Raw genomic sequence first — 19,926 nt, forward strand, 5'->3', positions numbered from 1 at the left:
ACTGGCGGACTGGCGGACTGGCGGACTGGCGGGTTATGACGCTTATGGCAATAGACAAGCCGTTAAATTCCGCCCGCCCACATATTTCGCCCACATATTTCGCCCACATATTTCGCCCACATATTTCGCCCACATATTTCGCCCACATATTTCGCCCACAATTCCGACAGGGATTAAAATCCCTGTCTCATAGCGCAAGTCGGTTAAAACCGACTGAAATCCTGACCAGATATTGCAGGAGACAATCTGTTAAAATTGATTAAAATTATAGCCATAATCAAAAAAATTAGATAATTCCAGTCCGCTAAAATAGGACTAGGGCGTGTCATCAATTAAGCCAAATGACAGAAGCGATGAGATAAATTGCTCCTAAAAAATTACGAGCAGTCTTATCATAACGAGTTGCAATCGCTCTATATTGCTTCAGACGGGCAAAAAAGTTCTCAATTAAATGACGGGCTTTATAAAGCTCTTTGTCATATGGGTAAGAGACTGTGCGATTCCCTTTTGAGGGAATCACCGCCTCACATTTTTTGGCGGAAGATATCGCTTTCGAACTCGCTCATCTGCATCATATGCTTTGTCTGCTAAAACTGCCTCCGCTTCTATCTCTGGTAACAAGACATCCGCTCCCTCTAAGTCATGGGCTTGCCCCGCAGTTAAATGAAATCCGGTCGGATTCCCCAGTGGATCACAAGTGGCATGAATCTTAGTGCTCAACCCCCCTTTGCTACGTCCAATGGCTTGGTCTTCTCCCCCTTTTTTTCCGCCCCGGCACTGTGTTGATGGGCTCGCACAATCGTACTATCAATCATGGCATATTCATCATCCGCATCTTCTGCCAGTAACTCGAAGATATTCTCCCACACCCCAGAACGACACCAACGACTAAATCGAGTGTGAATCACCCTAAAATCACCAAATCTGTCGGGTAAATCACGCCAAGGAATACCGGCACGATAGCGATAGAGAACTGCTTCAACAAAGAGACGATTATCTTTGGCCGTAACTCCGACATGTCCTTTTCTGCCCGGAAGCAGAGGCTCAATTTTTTCCCATTGGTCGTCTCTGAGAGCGTAACGGCGCATAATTCACCTGATGATCTAAAAAGTTTTCTGCTTCTACCTCTGCATTTCTCCTGCTTTTTGTCAAGTCTTCCAATTGATGACACGCCCTAGAATATAATTCTTTTCTTGTGGTCATACTTTTAGATTAGCCCATTTAAATAAACTAAAAGTCTTGTGAAATATAACCTTCAGTCGGTTTTAACCGACTTTAGCTATGAGCCAGGGATTTTAATCCCTGGCGGACTGGCGGACTGGCGGGCTGACGGACTGGCGGGCTGGCGGACTGACGGACTCGCGGGTCTGCGGGTTATGGCGGGCTCTGGCCGGTTGGATTGGTAATCTAACTCTTTGTGCTCTCTGTGTCTTTGTGGTAAAATATCAGATAAAAGCTTTCGGAATTCAAGCTTTATCCTTGTTAAAACTTCGTTAAATTTAGGAGAAGCATAAGTCAATGAATTTAAGCACTAAAATTTTCACTGGATTAATCTTTACCGGAATCTTATTCACTGTTCCGGGAGTAAATTTGATCGTTACCCCGGCAGCCGTTGCCCAAGGGCAAAATGCCGAAGAATTAAGCGCTGAAGCAGAAAGACTTTTTCAGGAAGGAATACAACTATCTGAACAAGGAACTGCCGAATCATTGCAACAGGCGATGGAGAAGTGGAAACAAGCACTCCAGCTATTTAGAAGCGCTGCGGATCGACGTGGAGAAGCGAAAACTCTAGGAAATATTGGCATTCTTTATTCCAGCTTGGGAGAACAGGAAGCAGCCATTACTTATTTAAATCAAGCCCTGGAACTATCTGAAGCAGAAAACAATATTCCCAATCAAATTACTTCCCTAGTCAGACTTGGGTTAGCCCACCACCAACTTAAGCAATTCTCGCAATCAATCTCCTATTACGATCGCGCATTAACTCTGTTGCGAAATACGGGAGAAAAAGCCAAAGAAGCTCATGTTTTAGCACAAATCGCCTCAGCCTACCACTCTCTAATAAATTTCCCGCAAGCGATCGCCTATAATAATCAGGCTCTTAGCTTATATGAAGCAGAACAAGACTTGGCTAATGCCGCCAATATCCTTAAAGTTTTGGGTTTAATTTACCAATCATTAGGCAACAATGAGCAGGCGATAGACCAATACAAAAAAGCCTTAGAATATTGGCAAAAAATTAACTCCCAAAGTGATGTCGCCACCACCCTAAGATTTATGGGTGATGTCACGGGTAATTTGGGGAATTATCAGCAAGCAATTGACTACTACAATCAAGCCCTTGCTATTTGGCAAGAAATGGGAAAAAAACCTGAATCCGCTCAGGTGGCGCAAGTCCTTGGTCAAATTTACGAAAAATTAGGCGATATTGAGCGCAGTTTGTCCTACCAAAACCAAGCGCTTTCTCTGTGGAAAGAACTCAAAGATTTAGCCGGTCAAGCACAGATGCTTTCAGAAATTGGCCTAACATATTACGCTAAATTAGACGATTCAATCCAAGCTTTATCTTACTACGAACAGGCCGTTACCCTTTGGCAGCAATTGAATCAGCCAGTGGAAGAAGCTAAAATACTCAATCTTATGGGTAGTATTTATTCTGAATCGGAAAATTACCAACAAGCCCAGCAATATCTCACTCGGTCGCTGCAACTTTTACAAGGGCAAAAACTTCCTCGTTATGAAGCAGATACTCTGCTAAAAATGGCGAAGGTATATAGCTTGTTAGGCGATAATAATCAAGCGTTGGCATCCGTTAACAGAGGAATGGCGATCGCGGAAAGCTTGCCGGAAACAGAATTCGGATTTAAAGCAATTTCTTTTTCCCGTGCTGGCAATATCTACTACTTATTGAACAATTACGAAGCCGCATTAAAATACCATAATCAAGCCCTGCAAATATGGCAGACAACTAAAGATTATAGCAATGAAGCATTTGAGTGGGCGATTCTTGCAGAAATTGAACGAGATAGAGGGAATTTAAATCAATCTCTAGATAACATTGAAAATGCCATTGAAATTGTCGAAAACCTCCGCCGCAATATTATTAATCCAGACCTACGGCAATCCTACTTTTCCACAGTTCAAGATTATTATGAACTGAAAATAGACCTGCTAATGCAGCTACACCAACAACAGCCCAATCAAGGTTATGATGCCCTAGCTTTACAAACTAGCGAAAATTCCCGTGCCCGTGTCCTGACGGAACTCCTTACCGAAGCAAACCTGAATATCCGTGAAGGGGTTGACCCCAATTTGTTGGCAGAAGAAAAACGCCTAAATCAACAATTAAGTGCCAAAGAAAAACAACGGCAAGATTTAGTTAGTGCTAGTTATAATCAATCTGATTTAGACAAAATTAAAGCCGAAATTGACGGTATTCTCAAGCAACTCTCTGAACTGGAAACTAAAATCCGGCAAAATAGCCCCACTTACGCTAACTTAAAATATCCTCAAGCCCTTTCCTTAGCGGAAATTCAAGAGTTACTCGATGAAGATACTCTGTTATTAGAATATGCCCTCGGAAAAGAACGCAGTTATCTATTTCTGGTGGGTAAAAATAGTTTCCAGGTTCACCAAATCCCAGCGGATGCTCAAATTGATTCGGCAATTGAGGCATATTTAGAATTGCTTAAATCACCAAGCCAAACTGACCTGAATGCAGGGAAAAAATTAAGCGATATGTTGTTGTCTCCCATTGCTGACCAACTAGATAAGGAACGGTTAATTATCGTTGGTAATGGTAAATTACAACTGCTACCTTTTGCGGCTTTACCAATTTATAATAGCGGAGGGGCAACCACGGGTGAATTGCCCCTACTAATCAATCACGAAATTATTAGCCTGCCATCTTTTACCAGTATCGCGGTGCAACGAGAGGAATGGCAAAAACGTCCCCCTGCCCCGAAAACTTTGGCAGTTTTGGCTGACCCGGTTTTTGATGCTAATGACTCTCGCATTGACCCTAGCATTAAAGGTAAAATTGCGTCCAATAATCAACAACTAGCTGACATTATTCCAGTGGATAATAGAGGTTGCAGTAGTATCAGACGTTTACTTTATAGCGGTGAAGAAGCAAATAATATTTTAGCCCAAGTTACGGATGGTAAAACGTTTAGTGCTTTGGGATTTGATGCCACCCGCGCACAAGCGATTAGCCCGAATTTACAAGACTATAATATCGTGCATTTAGCGACTCATGGCTGTATTGAAGATAATCTTTTACTCTCTAGTTTGGCTTTTTCGCGTTATGACGAATCCGGGAATAGTCAAGATAGTTTTTTGCGCTTGCAAGATATTTTTAACCTGCGATTAAATGCGGAATTAGTGGTATTAAGTGCTTGTGAAACTGGCACCGGAGATAATGTAACCGGGGAAGGAATTGTCGGTTTAACTCGTGGGTTTATGTATGCCGGAGCCCGTCGAGTGGTGGTGAGTTTGTGGGCGGTTAATGATGCCGCGACTGCTAATTTAATGGATAATTTTTATCAAAAAATGCTCCAAGAAAACCTGAGTCCAGCGGCAGCTTTGCGGGCTGCCCAATTAGAGATGTGGCAAGAGGGAAATTGGCGATCGCCTTATTATTGGGCTGCCTTTACTATTCAGGGGGATTGGTAATCTAACTCTTGGTGTTCTTTGTGTCTTTGTCGTGCATAAAATAGCTGATCGACGTTCGAGCGATCGCCGTCCCAGGAGACATACCAAAACTGGGGTGATGGTTGGCGACTAAAATGCCTGGGATGCTCGCCGGTAAATTCTGACGAATTTGGCTAATTTATCTCCAGCTTAACATATTTATGAGTATATACTCGCATAAGTGTAAATATTTGTAAAGATTTATGGCACTTTTTTTATCAGATTGGGGCAAATTTGGGCAAAACCACTCATAAAGTCAAGATTTTCTGGTAAAAAAATATATATGGCAATAAATCTTAAACCCAGATACATCAAAGGAGTCAAACTGAATGTTCACTCAAGTGAAGCCCACCGTTCGTCATATAGTCCCAGACGATCTCAGGGGTCGATCGCTGGTTAAGGTGGTCTATGTGGTGCTAGAAGCCCAGTATCAAAGCACCCTGTCAGAGGCGGTGCAGACGATTAACAAAGGAAACCCGAACATCGCCATTGAAATCAGCGGTTATTTAATTGAAGAACTTCGCAACCCGGAAAATGTTGAAGCTTTGAAACGGGATGTGGCTGAGGCCAATATTTTCATCGCGTCTCTGATTTTCATTGAAGACCTGGCTGAAAAGGTCGTAGCGGCAGTAGAGCCGTACCGCGACTCCTTAGATGTCGCTGTGGTATTTCCTTCGATGCCGCAAGTGATGCGCCTCAACAAGATGGGCAGCTTCTCCATGTCCCAATTGGGGCAATCCAAGAGCGCGATCGCGGAATTCATGCGGAAGCGGAAGGAAAAATCCGGTTCTTCATTCCAAGACGGGATGCTGAAACTGCTGCAAACCCTGCCGAAAGTCTTAAAATATCTGCCCGTAGACAAAGCCCAAGATGCCCGGAACTTCATGCTTTCCTTCCAATATTGGCTGGGGGGTTCTTCCGAGAACTTGCAAAACTTCCTGCTCATGTTGGCGGCTAAGTATGTGTTTAAAGGGTCTCTGGGAACTGGCAACAATGTGCAGTTTGCTGACCCGGTGGTCTATCCCGATATGGGTATCTGGCACCCTCTGGCGCCAAAAATGTTTGAAGATGTCAAGGAATACCTCAACTGGTACAACAGCCGCACGGATATTTCTGATGACCTGAAAGACCCCCTCGCTCCTTGCATTGGTTTGGTGATGCAGCGCACCCACCTGGTGACGGGGGATGATGCTCATTATGTGGCAATGGTGCAGGAAATTGAGGCGATGGGCGCCCGTCCTATTTCCGTATTTTCCGGCGGTTTAGACTTTTCCAAGCCCGTGGATACCTATTTCTGGGATGTGGGCGCTAAAGGCGTAGAACCCTTGCCTTTAGTGGATACGGTGGTTTCTCTGACAGGGTTTGCCCTGGTGGGTGGCCCTGCCCGTCAAGACCATCCCAAGGCGATCGAATCCCTGAAACGGTTGAACCGTCCTTATATGGTGGCGTTGCCCCTGGTGTTCCAAACCACCGAAGAATGGGAAGAGAGCGAGTTAGGTCTGCACCCGATTCAAGTAGCATTACAAATCGCCATTCCCGAATTGGATGGGGCGATCGAACCGATTATTATGTCCGGTCGGGACGGGGCTACCGGGAAGGCGATCGCATTACAAGACCGGGTAGAAGCCGTCGCCCAACGAGCAATCAAATGGGCAACTTTGCGCCGTAAGCCCAAACTGGACAAAAAAGTTGCCATCACCGTCTTCAGCTTCCCCCCGGACAAAGGCAACGTGGGAACTGCTGCCTATCTCAACGTTTTTGGCAGCATCTATGAAGTAGTCAAAGCCCTGAAAAACAACGGCTACGACATCCCAGAATTGCCCGAATCCGCTGAAGCGCTGATGCAAGAGGTGATTCACGATGCCCAAGCCCAATATGCCTCCCCGGAATTAAACGTTGCCTATCGTATGTCCGTAGAAGAGTATGAAAAACTCACTCCTTACTCGGAACGACTCCATGAAAACTGGGGCCCACCCCCAGGCAACCTGAACAGCGACGGTCAAAACCTGCTGGTCTATGGCAAAGCTTTCGGCAATCTATTTATCGGCGTACAGCCCACTTTTGGCTATGAAGGCGACCCCATGCGGTTGTTATTCTCCCGTTCTGCCAGCCCCCATCATGGTTTTGCCGCTTACTATACCTATTTAGAAAAAATCTGGGGCGCTGATGCGGTGCTGCACTTTGGCACTCACGGATCTTTGGAATTCATGCCCGGTAAGCAAATGGGGATGTCTGGGGACTGCTATCCCGATAGTTTGATTGGCAAGATTCCCAACATCTATTACTATGCGGCGAATAACCCCTCGGAAGCGACGATCGCCAAACGGCGTAGCTATGCAGAAACCATCAGCTATCTGACTCCTCCCGCTGAAAACGCCGGTCTGTACAAGGGCTTGCAAGAACTGAATGAGTTAATCGGTTCTTATCAAACTTTGAAAGATACCGGACGGGGCGTGCAAATTGTCAACACCATCATTGAACAATCTCGGATGGTGAATTTAGACAAAGATATTGCTTTCCCAGAAAAAGACGCCTCCGAGTTATCCGCTGAAGAACGGGATAATATTGTCGGTTTGGTTTACCGCAAGCTGATGGAAATTGAATCGCGGCTGTTGCCTTGTGGTCTGCACGTTATTGGTAAGCCACCGAGTGCCGAAGAAGCGATCGCCACCTTGGTGAATATTGCCAGCCTCGATCGCGAAGAAGAGGAAATTCTCTCATTACCTCGGATCGTTGCTGCTTCAGTTGGTCGTGATATTAATGATGTCTACGCCAACAACGATCGCGGCATTCTCCAAGATGTCCAACTCTTGCAAGACATCACCCAAGCCACCCGCGACGCCGTTGCTGCCTTGGTCAAAGAACAGACCGACGCTGACGGACGGGTTTCCCTGGTGTCTAAGTTGAATTTCTTCAACATGGGCAAAAAAGAACCTTGGATCGAAGCCTTGCACGCTGCCGGTTTCCCCAAAGTTGACCCAGAACCGATTAAGCCCTTATTTGAATATCTGGAATTCTGCCTCAAGCAAGTGTGCGCCGACAACGAACTCGGTGCCCTATTGCGGGCCTTAGAAGGGGAATATGTGCTCCCCGGTCCTGGTGGCGACCCCATCCGCAACCCGGCAGTATTGCCCACCGGCAAGAATATGCACGCCCTCAACCCGGAAACCATCCCCACTGCTGCGGCAGTCAAGTCCGCCAAAATCGTGGTCGATCGCCTATTAGACCGGCAACGGCAAGACAACGGCGGTCAATACCCAGAAACCATTTCCTGCGTCCTCTGGGGAACGGACAATATTAAGACCTACGGCGAATCTCTCGCCCAAATCATGTGGATGGTCGGGGTGAAGCCTTTACCCGACTCCTTGGGACGGGTGAACAAACTCGAATTGATTCCTCTGGAAGAATTAGGTCGTCCTCGCATTGACGTAGTAATCAACTGTTCCGGGGTATTCCGCGACCTATTTATTAACCAGATGACCTTATTGGATAAAGCGGTGAAAATGGCCGCTGAAGCCGACGAACCCGTGGAAATGAACTTTGTCCGCAAACACGCCATGAAGCAAGCGGCAGATTTGGGGATTAACTTACGGCAAGCGGCGACTCGCGTTTTCTCTAATGCCTCTGGTTCCTATTCTTCTAACGTCAACTTGGCGGTGGAAAATAGCACCTGGGAAAATGAAGCCGAGTTACAGGATATGTATCTGAAGCGCAAGTCTTTTGCTTTCTCTTCCGATAATCCGGGCAGCTTTAGCGAAAGCCGGGATATTTTCGAGGCTTCCTTGAAAACTGCTGATGTCACTTTCCAAAACCTGGATTCTTCGGAAATCAGCTTAACGGACGTTTCTCACTATTTCGACTCTGACCCCACCAAGTTGGTGGCGAAGTTGCGCGGTGATGGCAAGACTCCAGCGGCTTATATTGCCGATACCACCACGGCAAATGCCCAGGTGCGATCGCTCAGTGAAACCGTGCGTTTGGATGCCCGCACCAAAATGCTGAACCCCAAATGGTACGAGGGGATGCTGTCCAACGGTTATGAAGGAGTCCGGGAACTGTCCAAGCGGTTGGTGAATACCATCGGCTGGTCGGCAACTGCGGGCGCCGTGGACAACTGGGTATATGAGGAAACCAACGACACCTTTATGAAAGATGCAGAAATGCAAAAACGTTTGTTAAACCTCAACCCCCATTCTTTCCGCAAAATGGTGACAAGTTTGTTGGAAGCCAACGGACGCGGTTACTGGGAAACCAGTGAAGAGAATTTAGACCGTTTGCGTCAGTTGTACCAAGAAGTTGAAGACCGCATTGAAGGGATAGAATAAGCCGTTTAGAAGGCAATTAGAAACCGGGTTTCTTGAAGAAACCCGGTTTTTTTTACCCTACAGCGGTTTTCAGATTGGTCAACCAGAAATATCTGTAGGGGCGAAGCATTCCGGCAGATATTGATGGGTTAACAACAGAGATTTAATGCTGGAATGCTTCGCCCCTACTAATATCTGTGGTCTATTCAACAGAAAACCGCTGTAAAGAGCGATCAACTCCCAACATTTCATCATAAGATAAAATGGTATTGTGGCACTTGTTAGCCAAGTGAATTAGCCAAGTCAGTTAGCCAAGTGAATTAGCCAATTCAGTTAGCCAAGTGAATTAGCAAATATGGAATTTACCAGATAATCATTAGCCTTGAGGTCAACCTAAATGCTTTTTAGCCCATAAAAATTATTGATTTTGAGCCAGTTATTGTGGCCAAAGATAAAAATAAAAATTTATTTTTAATGAATGATTGATGTCAGATTCTTTCGGTTTTATTCAGCCACCAAATTATAAATAAAAAAAAGGTAATAATATCAGCATATTTTTTTTATTTTTGTGAATTTTTAGGCTAATAAAATATACGAAACAACATTTTTAACGGGTTCTAAAGAAGTAGCAAAATTGCCTAAAAATTTGATTTTATTATTTATATCCATCTATATATGGTGGATATAATGCTATTTGAATCTTATTTAATTACTTTAATTCAAGCTTGGATCAAAGATTTAGCTTACCACTGGAAAATTCAAAAGCCTCCATCTATTGATTTAATTAAATAAATAGGTTTATTTGATTGTTTAGCTGATGGCTATACTGAACAATTAGAATATGACAATGTTTGCGATTTTATATCTTCAGGTAAAAAATATCGGCAAATAATTGTGATGATATTTCACCGTTTTTTTTCCCAGTAATCCCGACAACCGATCGCGTCTTCAGTTAGAGCGATTTTCGGTTGAACCGGACATTTTAAGCGGAGATCGTTGGTAAAGAATTGACAACCTGTACAAGGAATTTTGTGCATTTCTTTGGCTTGATGAATAGTAGAGGCGATCGCGTTGTAAATAGTGCCAACAGTCACCACCAAAATCAGCCAAGCCATTAAAAAACATAAGGGAATTAATACAGACTGAAACCCGCGAATTAAATAGACAATCAATTCAACCATATCCAGGAATCTCCTAAATATATCGTTAATATATAGTTAAGCTCAAAGTTTTTAATCGCCTAGATGAATTTTGGCAAGTCAAGATTTGCTCAAAAAAAGCTGATAAGTGTGATTATATCTCGATGGTTGATTCAGATCAAGTAGAGTCCGGCATAATCTTAAAAAATCTTAAAAAATCTTAAAAAAAATCTGGCCAATGGGGAAAAATTACGCAAATATCCCGAAAATTACCGAAAATTACCGAAAATTACCGAAAATTACCGAAAATTTGTGCGATCGCCGATAAAATATTTCCGCAGTTTCTCTTGGCGTTGCTATTGATTAGGGGGATAAAATTTTTCCCAACCGACTAACTTTAGGGAATTCAGGGTTAGGGAAAAACCAGGCGATCGCACCTCGGAAAAATTCCTGAAAAATATTGCCCACCGTTATCGAGGGTTTCCCTCTTCCGGTAAGATAGACCCATACCAAAACAGGTAGATCGGGGAAAACACTTCTGAGGTATTCTCCAACTATCAGAAATTACCGGACCATCCAGATTAATGAGTCATAAAATTATTTGTACCGATCGCGCTCCGGCACCCGTCGGGCCTTACAATCAAGCAATTATGGCCAAAGGGCAGATGCTCTTCGTCGCCGGACAAATCCCCTTGGATCCACAAACCAATCAAATTGTTGGCGGTGACGATGTTCAGCAACAAACGGAACAAGTTATGGCCAATATCGAAGCTATTTTGAAAGCAGCGGGAGCGACTTGGCAAAATGTCGTCAAAACCACTGTTTTTTTAGCGGATATGAACGATTTTGCGGCGATGAATGCCATTTATGCCAGATATTTTGAGCCTGCCACGGCTCCAGCCCGGGCAGCGGTGGAAGTAGCTCGGTTGCCCAAAGATGTGCGGGTAGAAATTGAATGTATTGCCATGATTTCAGACTAAGAGGATAAATTTTCCGCTTTTGAGGGTGCATAATCCTGATCTATTTGCCCGATTAGAGTATTGAACTGCGGCATGATAATGCTGACCCTAAAAAGAGGCCGTTTCAGATCAATTCACTTGGAACTGAAAGCCCCCGATTGCCCCAGGGAACGAAAACCGCCCTTCAGTCCCTGGATCTTCCAGATTCAGGGAGAGTCTTAATTCGCGGGCGATCGATATCGTGCAAAAATAAGTCAATTCATTTGATTCAACCATGAATCAGCTTTTATGCTCTAATTTTGAATGAGAGATTGCCCAATTGTAATGAGGTATTTATGACCAGCCAACAGCCAATCAATAATCCGGTAACGCCGACACCCACGGTGTCCGTAGCTAGACCAAGCGCCAGCAGCATCCGCACGACGATTCTCAGTGTTGACTTAGGTCGCACCGCCACTAAATCTTGTGTCAGTCGGGATGCTAAAGATGTAGTCTTTATCCCCGCCAACGTCGCCAAGCTATCTTTAGAAAAAATTCGCGGCGGTGAGTTTGAATCTCGTCCTTCCGATCCTTTGTTGGATCTGTGGATCGAATATCAAGGACAAGGATATGCCTTTGGTCAACTAGCCGCTGACTTTGGCGCCAAACTGCGGGTCGGGGCTTCCAAGGTAGAAGACGCACTGGTGAAAACCTTAGCCTGTGCCTCTTATTTTGAAGTGAAAGATGATGTGGCGGTCGTGCTGGGTTTGCCTTTCATGTCCCAAGAAGAGTTTGAACGGGAAAAAGAACAAATTATCAGCCAACTGACCGGGACTCATCTGATGAAATATCGCGGTGAGGAAGTTTCCATCAATATTCGGAAGGTCTGGGTGATGCCCGAAGGATATGGCAGCTTGATTTGGTTGGAAGCGCAACAAAAATTAGACAAAAAGCTGGCTACTACGGACTTTTCCCGTTTGCCGGTGGCGATCGTGGATATTGGGCATCAAACCACTGACTGTTTAATGATTGACAATTTCCGCTTGGCTCGTGGGGTGTCTCAAAGTGAACCTTTTGGCATGAACGAGTTCTACAAACAAGTGGCCAAAGAAATTGAAGGGGCGGATCCCGAATCCTTGGCTTTGATTGATGCGGTGAACCGTCCCAAAGGGGAACGCTTCTTCCGACCCAGAGGTGCCACGAAGCCCGCTAACTTGGATGATTTTCTGCCCAACTTGAAAGAGCATTTTTCTCGCGATATGCGCGATCGCGTCTTAGCCTGGTTGCCAGAACGGGTGACAGATGTGGTGATGACTGGTGGGGGCGGGGAATTCTTCTGGAGTGACCTGGAAATTTTGTTTAAAGAAGCCAAACTCAAAGCCCATTTAACTCAGCCTTCCCGACAAGCGAATGCTTTGGGACAATATCTTTATGGAGAAGCTCAACTCGCGACATCATACACGCGCTCTAGTAGAGCCTAAATCTGATGAGACTGTGGTCAAATAAAAAAACTAAAAATGTTGAATTTACCGATGAGGCAGCAGACGAAACCTTATTAGCGGCTGTAGAAAATGAGTTAGTCAAACAACCCAATAAGACTTTCAGTGACTTGTGCAAAGAAGCACTCTGGCAGTTATTATATGTGCCGGAATCAGTTAGACCCGACTCCAATAAATTGAGTCAGTTGGAATCACAAATTACTCAACTTCAGGGTCAACTGGCTTCTCTGGAACAACGGATAGCCGCCAGAGAAGTCAGCCGAATCGATGCCTTAGAAAGTCATCTACAGCAACTCAGTCTTCAGGTTGGGCAGTTGGCCACAGCGATCGATAGTGGAGGCTTTACTGTTTCTGCCTCAAAGGTAATCCCGATTTCAGAAAAACCTGAGCCGTTGCCTCCACCCCAGGAGGTCGATCCTTTACTCAGTCGTCTGGGTGCGCTGTTAGATGATTTCTAACCTTGCCTGGAGTTTTTAGTCATGGCTCTAAACGGTAAATTCTTAGGATATTTTCAGTCTTGGGGATTAGATTTTAAGTCAAAATCATCTGTCGAAATCGGCAAATGATTTTGACTTTTTTTATGACTTTTTTTAGGAAATCTGAAATGATTAGACAAGAGTGCAAAATACCTGTTTAGATCCCCCCCAACCCCCCTTTTTAATTAAGGGGGGCTTTTGAGCTTGAGAAAGCATTCTTGTCTATTATGTAGGCATAAATTTGGTGTTAAGTTGCGCTACGGATAATTTAACCCGACTAAAAGTTGCGTCAATTTCCATGACTAAATTTTTGGCTTTTGCTAAGTTGTTTTCTTGAGAGATCATTTCTAATTCTTTGGCGATCGCTTCCAGGGTACAGACTCTAACATTGCCACTGGCACCTTTGAGTTGATGAGCATAAAATTTAACTTGAATGAAATCTTGCTGATCAATGGCTTTTTTCAGCAATTCAATATTATTCGACGCATCCAGGACAAACGCTTGCAATAGTTCATGGGCGAACTCGCGATCGCCCTGACAAGTATTTTCCAAAAGTTCGGCAAAATTGATCGGATTTTCGGCAACGGATTCAGGAGTGACACCATCGGGAGCATGAGATGGCAGCGGTAAATCTTCTAATAAATCTTCTAACGGTTCATTGACTAAATTTGGCGTCGGCAATGCAATAGCTGGGGGCTGATTATGTTTCCCAAAGACAGAACACCAGTAATCTAATATCGCGTTTAAATCGGGAATTTTTACGGGTTTAGTTAAATAATCATCCATGCCAGCCTTCATACATTTTTCCCGATCGCCCTTCATCGCATTAGCAGTCAATGCAATCACCACCGTATGGCGATCGCTCCCTTCTCGACGGCGAATTTCTTCAGTAGCTTGATAACCGTCCAGAACGGGCATTTGACAATCCATAAAAATTAAATCATAATCAGTCTGCGCCAGTCTTTCTAAAACTTCCTGGCCATTCACCACCGCATCCGCCTCATATCCTAACAACCTTAATTGATGTAAAGCGACTTTCCGGTTCGTATTATTATCTTCCGCAATTAAAATTTTTAATTCTCCGGTATTCTTCCCTTCCCCATTGCTGGAATCAACGACCAACTCAGAAACCCCACTTCTTGGAGAAACCGGGTTTTTTTCAGCATCGGCATCAACCGGCTTTGTCAGCGGTTGACTGCCAATTGTTTTTGCTTCGGAGTCTAAACAGGGTTCTAAACAGGGTTCTAAACAAAGGGCATCCGCTAACGTAGCCTCTTCAGCCTGTTCCTGTAAAGCCAGCAAACATTCTAACAAATCAGAATCTTTCACGGGCTTAATCAACAATCCAGCAAAACCAAAAGACTTTAAGTCCTCTAATTCTGTTAGAGGATCGGCGGTCAGAGCAATCAGTTGAGTCTTCGCCCAAGCGGGATTAATTCTAATAATTTCCGCTAAAGTTTTTCCTTCTAAAAATGAATGAGGATTCTTGACATTGTTGGAGAATTCGTCGATATCACAAGCTAAAGTTAGGTCAAGGATCGAGAAATCATAAGCGCGATCGCTTAAAGCCTCTTGTAAAGCTTTCAGGGCTGCCACACTGTCTTCAACTTCCATCACAGTCATGCCCCAAGATAAAGCCAACTCACGCAACAGTTTTCGAGTTGTCAAATCCACAGAAACAATTAACAAGCGATCGCCTTTCAACAGGTTAACTTGACCAGTGGGAAAGGGAATCATCAACCAAAAAGTTGAACCCACTCCCTCTTTGCTTTCTACATTAATTTCCCCGCCCATCAAATCTATCAGTTGTTTACAAATGGCTAACCCTAAACCAGTCCCCCCGTAATTTCGAGTTGTCGAAGCATCCACCTGGGAAAAAGATCGGAAAAGCTTATGAATATCCTTCTCAGGAATGCCGATGCCGGTATCCGTCACCTTAAACAGAACTTTCACCGGATTTAACAGAGGAGACAGAGAATGATCCTCAACGACTTCTACAGAAAGCCTCACTTCACCAGAGTCAGTAAATTTAATCGCATTGCCCATTAAATTCAGCAAAATTTGCCGCAGCCGACCGGGGTCGCCTAATAATATCTCTGGGACATTAGGCGCGATCTCTTTAATCACTGGTAGTCCCTTCTTATTCGCTTGGGTGGAAAGTAATTTCACCACATCATTGACACAACTTCTGACACTGAATTCCAAAATTTCTAGAGGCATTTCCCCGGCTTCAAGTTTGGAGAAATCCAGAATATCATTCAGAATAATTAATAAGTTTTCGGCACTGGCATGAATGGTTTGGACAAAATCCTGTTGTTCTGGGGATAATTCCATTCTTCCCAACACATCAGCCATACCCAAAATGCCATTCATCGGAGTTCTAATTTCGTGACTCATATTCGCGAGAAATTGACTCTTGGCCAAACTAGCAGATTCAGCCATTACTTTCGCTTCTTGAAGTTCTTTCTCTGACTTCTTGCGTTCGCTGATATCGATATTCGTGCCCACCATTCGCAGCGGTTGACCATCTTCGTCTCGTTCAACCACCTTAGCTCGTCCGAGAATCCAACACCAATCCCCGGTTTTTTTCCGCAACCGATGCTCTACTTCATAGATCGGCGTCTTACCGTCCAAATGCCTTTGCAGTTCTTCGCTAACTCGGTCTTGATCCTCTGGGTTAACCAATGGCGCCCAAGCGGAGATATCTTCAGGTAAATCTCCCGGTTGATATCCCAGCATTTCTAACCAACGAGGACTGAAATAACATTCTCCCGTAGCGACATTCCAGTCCCACAGACCATCTTCGGTACTATCTAAAGCCAGTCTTAAGCGTTCTTGACTAATCCGCAATTCTTGTTGCGCCCGGGCGCGATCGCTAATGTCATGGTAAACACTAATACTACCGATAATAGCATCAGTCTGTTCATCTTTAAGGGGAACCAAAATCGTTTCACAAATCACTTCCTGCCCTTGTTTATTATACAAGTGCATTTCAACCTGATATTTTTGGGGATATTCTTGGGGATATTCTTGGGGATATTCTTGGGGGTATTCTTGGGCTGAGTCTTGGCAAGAAATTGCTAATCCGAAATTTTCCAGAGTTTTGCCGAACACTTCTGCCTTACTATAACCAAACATTTTGCTGGCAGCAGGGTTCCAATCGGTAATTTGGCCTTTGAGATTAGAGATCGCAATTCCATCCTGAATACTCTCGAATGTCAGGGCTTGTCGTCGGAGAATCATTTCCGCTTTTTTCCGCTGGGCAATCTCCACCGCTAATTCTTGATTAATCTTAGAAAGTTCTTGGGTTCGCTCTTCAACTCGTTGTTCTAGGGTATCTTTGGCGCTTTGAATTTCATAGAATTTTCGCTCTAGGGTGGCCCCCATTTCCTGAAAGTTTTGTAATAAAGAATAAATTTCAGTCACCAAAGAAGTAGGCCAGTGAATTGTTTCTTGTTCCAGAAGCTTATCCGGCAAATTAGTTGTGACTAGAGCCAAGCGAAGCAGGGGAGATACTAAGTTGCGACTGAGAATGGTTGCCAATACCACCGATAGTAAGGCGATCGCCATCATCAAACTTAAGTTTTTAATATATAAAATTTGTAAATTATTAATGTATAATTCCGCCGGTTTTCCTACATAAATTTTCCAAGGAATCTCTGGATCGATCTCAATAGCTTTCACATATACAGAGTTTTTCCACCGGGTCATGGGATTTTTGGTACTTCTGGGTAGCCAATGAAAAGTAATATAATTATTTGCTTGATGCATTTGACGAAGTTCTTGGCTGGGGTAAGCGGGAAAATCTTTCAAAACTTCAGCCTGACTCAAGCTACTACTGATGACCCGGTTTTTTCTATCCACCAGAGTCACTTCTATGTTCATTTCTTCGACTTTGGGATGAATTAATTGGTCGATTTCCTGGATAGAAAGGGCTGCATAAACCAAGCCAGCAAACTGATTTGCTTTGATAATCGGCACCGCGAGCCCCACATGAGGCGTTGGGGAAGTCGAATCAACATGAATCTCACTCAAAGCGGGTTGCAGATTAAGTTTTACTTGCTCAAAAATTGGCTCATTAGCAAGATTAAATCCGGTTTCTTGAGGAAACCGGGTTTCTATCTGAGGTGCCGATGCCAGAATCTGGCCAGAAGCATCGGTAATATATATTTCCAAGAATCCTGGAAATGCGTCTTTCATCTGTTTGGCACTATCTTGTAATTTTTCCAATGCTTCAAATTCTGATTGACCGACAATTTTTGCCAGTTGATTTACGGCATACTTATGTTGCTGATACCAAAAACTTACCTCCGATACTAACGCCGTCGATGATGTTTTTAGTTCTCTACTAATATCAAATTCAATTTCTTTAAATACTTGATTGGCATAAACAACGGTCAGTAATAAACATGGTAAAAACACCAAAGCAACGAATAAAATTAACAATGTTTCTTCAAGAAAAATTGTCTTTTTTTCTTTCTTATTACCCAGCAATTTTTTTATTGGTAAATAGTTGATAATTAAACTGGCAATAACCGCATTAAAAATCCCATTAGCAGACTGTTTCAGCACGACGAGTCCCGCTTGAATTGGAGCCATTTCTAATGGGCCAGAATAAAATATCCATACCAAGGGCATCCCGATCGCAAACCAATAAATTGCATCGAGAATCAGCAAGTTTTTGCTTCGGCGATTTAATGAAATGCCAAGAAACGCGGCTTCACCCACCAAAATCATGGCGGCGTAGGGATGATTCCAAAGGATGTAAGTATAACTGCCTGCGACGATTGAGGCGATCGTTCCCCAGGTCATGCCATAGAGAGAAACCACTAGGAGAACCGCAATGCTGCCAAAGATAAAATCGACCCCAAAAAAAAGAGACAAGCTTAAAGCATTGCCAACATACCCCGCGATCGTCAGAATGCCTAAACAGATATACAAACGATGTTTAACAATAAAATCAAGACAGTTTTTTATCGTTTTATACATTTTGATTCGACCGTCATTTTTTCAAGAAATTATCTAAATTATAACCTCTGGTAGCATCAGAAGAAACCGGGTTTATCTCAAAAACCCGGTTTCTGGGAGTTTCGCCGGAGTTACCCGGTTTCTTTTCTGCCCAGCCTAAAACTACTTTCCCTTTCGCAGCAAACCCCTTCTCTGCCGCCACTCATGGAGAGATTTACTCTGTTGCCTCAGTGTCTTCCTTTTCTCCTCTGGTAGAACCTGTTCCGGTTCCTCCGTAATTCGCCACCAGCAAGCAATGCAACCGGCACAGACTCCCGCGATCGCACCTAAAAACAAACTCAAAAGCGGATGATATCCTAGCCAAACAAAGGCAACAAAGAAGAATCCGCCTGTTTTAATTCCCGCATCAATACCAGCTTCTTGAGGAGAAACTTGTGACCCTCGATCACCATTATCCATGTTCATTCACCTAGAAACCCAGTTTCTTCGAGTAACCGGGCTTCTTTCTTCAAAGAAACCCGGTTTCTGACTTCCAAAACCAGCCCAAACTTGATTCGTTTTCATGGTTAAGCTGAAGTAAAAACCATCCGCAGACCGATCGCTATTAAAATCGCGATCGCTCACTTCCCCAAACACATAACCGACGGACACTCGTAAATCGGGAGTCACATAAAAGCCCAACTCTCCCACCCAGCCGAACTCATTATAATCCGCCTCTGGTTGGCGAATCCATCGCCCTTCCGCTGAAATATCCCAGCGATAAGCAAAGCGATAAGTAGCCCGGTACTTTGCCCGGTACTTTGCCCGGTACTTTGCCCGGTACTTTGCCCGGTACTTTGCCCGGTAGTTTGCCCGGTACTTTGCCAGCTACGATGTTGTGATTATTTTTTGGTGGTAGCGATCGCAACCATGCCATAAACGGGAATTTTATTTTGTTGGAGCACTCTTTGGGCTTCGCGACAGGTAGTGCCTGTGGTGTAAATGTCATCCAATAATAAGACCGGATTTTGAGGCGGGCGATCGCGAAAAGCCGCACCTAGCCCCATGGCTTGGTTGATTTCTTGCATTCGCTGTTCGAGCGATAAACCGTATAGGGCTTTGGTGGGGCGACTTCGGGTTAACCCTTGGGTTTGGCAGGGATAGCCGGTGATATCACAAAAGCTTTTAGCTAAGAGTTCCGCTTGGTTAAAGCCGCGTTCTTTTAAGCGTTGAGGGTCGGAGGGAATGGGTACGACGGTGAATTTTTTCCCATAGGATAGGGGGGATTTTAACCAGGCTTGTCCCAGCCATTTGCCCAGGGGTTTACTGAGTTCGGGACAGTTTTGCTCCTGAGATAATTTCATTTGGGCGATCGCTCGTTTCACCGTTCCCTGGTAAGCGCCCCAGACAAAGAGGGATGGCACTTCTTGCCGCCAAAAGCGATCGGGTTGGGCGAATTGATATTGCTGTAATTGGCGCTGGCAATATGCACAAATAATCTCTCTGGCGGGGCGATCGCACAGAACACAGTTGGGTTGAAACCATAAGTCTAAAATCGGTTTAAGCAGTCGATTCCAATTAGCCACAGCCACTTATTTTCCCGGAAAATTATCTTTTTAATTTTTAATTTGTGAATATTCAGAAATAAAATAACACATATTTTTTATAAAAAAAACTCATTTTTGCTTGATTGGATGTATTAAAAAATAATACATCTATTTTTTATTCATTTAAAAACATTATCTCTAATTTAACCTGCCTCGATCAATCATTTATTTTTGATGATCATCGTTAAAAATATAAGTTAATCTTATCTATTATTACCCAGTAATTGACTATGCCAAAAGATAATTTCTTGGTTTACTTTTTTATAAATCAAGGTTGTCACCCCCCTATTTCGGATGGGTAATCCGAGAAAACCTAGGACAAGG

The 19,926-nt window shown here is 44.0% G+C and carries 11 protein-coding genes and 1 pseudogene; 6 read left to right on the forward strand and 6 right to left on the reverse strand.

The features are described 5' to 3' along the window. Positions 1-328: 328 nt before the first annotated feature. Positions 329-1,088, reverse strand: a pseudogene (locus ABWT76_RS24690) (IS5 family transposase). Positions 1,089-1,241: 153 nt separating this feature from the next. Between ABWT76_RS24690 and ABWT76_RS24695 the strand changes: the two are divergent. From ABWT76_RS24695 to ABWT76_RS24705, 3 genes are all read left to right on the forward strand, one after another. Continuing rightward, a complete protein-coding gene (locus ABWT76_RS24695; RefSeq protein ID WP_354635096.1) occupies positions 1,242-1,406 on the forward strand; it encodes a hypothetical protein in 165 nt (54 codons plus the stop codon). Between the two features lie 112 nt (positions 1,407-1,518). Further along, positions 1,519-4,674 (forward strand): CHAT domain-containing protein, encoded by a 3,156-nt coding sequence (locus tag ABWT76_RS24700; RefSeq protein ID WP_354635097.1) that lies wholly within the window; start codon positions 1,519-1,521, stop codon positions 4,672-4,674. A gap of 347 nt (positions 4,675-5,021) precedes the next feature. Continuing rightward, a complete protein-coding gene (locus tag ABWT76_RS24705) occupies positions 5,022-9,017 on the forward strand; it encodes a magnesium chelatase subunit H (protein WP_354635098.1) in 3,996 nt (1,331 codons plus the stop codon). Between the two features lie 884 nt (positions 9,018-9,901). Here ABWT76_RS24705 and ABWT76_RS24710 read toward each other — a convergent pair. Further along, positions 9,902-10,177, reverse strand: a complete 276-nt coding sequence (locus tag ABWT76_RS24710; RefSeq protein ID WP_054464069.1) for a hypothetical protein — start codon at positions 10,175-10,177, stop codon at positions 9,902-9,904. A gap of 542 nt (positions 10,178-10,719) precedes the next feature. Here ABWT76_RS24710 and ABWT76_RS24715 point away from each other — a divergent pair. The 3 genes from ABWT76_RS24715 to ABWT76_RS24725 all read left to right on the forward strand — a co-directional run bounded on the left by ABWT76_RS24715 (position 10,720) and on the right by ABWT76_RS24725 (position 13,030). Then, on the forward strand, positions 10,720-11,115 hold the full coding sequence (locus ABWT76_RS24715; RefSeq protein WP_054464068.1) for a RidA family protein: 396 nt from the start codon (positions 10,720-10,722) through the stop codon (positions 11,113-11,115). Positions 11,116-11,429: 314 nt separating this feature from the next. Then, a complete protein-coding gene (locus ABWT76_RS24720; RefSeq protein ID WP_156331422.1) occupies positions 11,430-12,554 on the forward strand; it encodes a ParM/StbA family protein in 1,125 nt (374 codons plus the stop codon). A gap of 5 nt (positions 12,555-12,559) precedes the next feature. Continuing rightward, positions 12,560-13,030, forward strand: a complete 471-nt coding sequence (locus tag ABWT76_RS24725) for a hypothetical protein (protein ID WP_054464067.1) — start codon at positions 12,560-12,562, stop codon at positions 13,028-13,030. A 243-nt stretch (positions 13,031-13,273) separates the two neighbouring features. On the opposite strand, the gene ABWT76_RS24730 is transcribed toward ABWT76_RS24725, so the two are convergent. The 4 genes from ABWT76_RS24730 to ABWT76_RS24745 all read right to left on the reverse strand — a co-directional run bounded on the left by ABWT76_RS24730 (position 13,274) and on the right by ABWT76_RS24745 (position 19,581). After that, entirely contained in the window at positions 13,274-18,037 is a 4,764-nt protein-coding gene (locus ABWT76_RS24730; protein ID WP_354635099.1) for a PAS domain S-box protein, read from the reverse strand. A 141-nt stretch (positions 18,038-18,178) separates the two neighbouring features. Then, entirely contained in the window at positions 18,179-18,475 is a 297-nt protein-coding gene (locus ABWT76_RS24735; protein ID WP_156331421.1) for a hypothetical protein, read from the reverse strand. 6 nt (positions 18,476-18,481) lie between these two features. Beyond that, positions 18,482-18,685 (reverse strand): hypothetical protein, encoded by a 204-nt coding sequence (locus tag ABWT76_RS24740; protein ID WP_190878486.1) that lies wholly within the window; start codon positions 18,683-18,685, stop codon positions 18,482-18,484. 212 nt (positions 18,686-18,897) lie between these two features. Beyond that, entirely contained in the window at positions 18,898-19,581 is a 684-nt protein-coding gene (locus ABWT76_RS24745) for a ComF family protein (RefSeq protein WP_054464260.1), read from the reverse strand. Positions 19,582-19,926 lie beyond the last annotated feature (345 nt).

This window comes from Planktothricoides raciborskii GIHE-MW2 (genome assembly GCF_040564635.1).
Lineage (GTDB): Bacteria > Cyanobacteriota > Cyanobacteriia > Cyanobacteriales > Laspinemataceae > Planktothricoides > Planktothricoides raciborskii.

Coding starts and splice junctions, on each gene's coding strand:
- ABWT76_RS24700 (WP_354635097.1), top strand. CDS start 1,519: ATGAATTTAAGCACTAAAATTTTCACTGGATTAATCTTTACCGGAATC.
- ABWT76_RS24705 (WP_354635098.1), top strand. CDS start 5,022: ATGTTCACTCAAGTGAAGCCCACCGTTCGTCATATAGTCCCAGACGAT.
- ABWT76_RS24710 (WP_054464069.1), bottom strand. CDS start 10,177: ATGGTTGAATTGATTGTCTATTTAATTCGCGGGTTTCAGTCTGTATTA.
- ABWT76_RS24715 (WP_054464068.1), top strand. CDS start 10,720: ATGAGTCATAAAATTATTTGTACCGATCGCGCTCCGGCACCCGTCGGG.
- ABWT76_RS24720 (WP_156331422.1), top strand. CDS start 11,430: ATGACCAGCCAACAGCCAATCAATAATCCGGTAACGCCGACACCCACG.
- ABWT76_RS24725 (WP_054464067.1), top strand. CDS start 12,560: ATGAGACTGTGGTCAAATAAAAAAACTAAAAATGTTGAATTTACCGAT.
- ABWT76_RS24730 (WP_354635099.1), bottom strand. CDS start 18,037: ATGTATAAAACGATAAAAAACTGTCTTGATTTTATTGTTAAACATCGT.
- ABWT76_RS24735 (WP_156331421.1), bottom strand. CDS start 18,475: ATGGATAATGGTGATCGAGGGTCACAAGTTTCTCCTCAAGAAGCTGGT.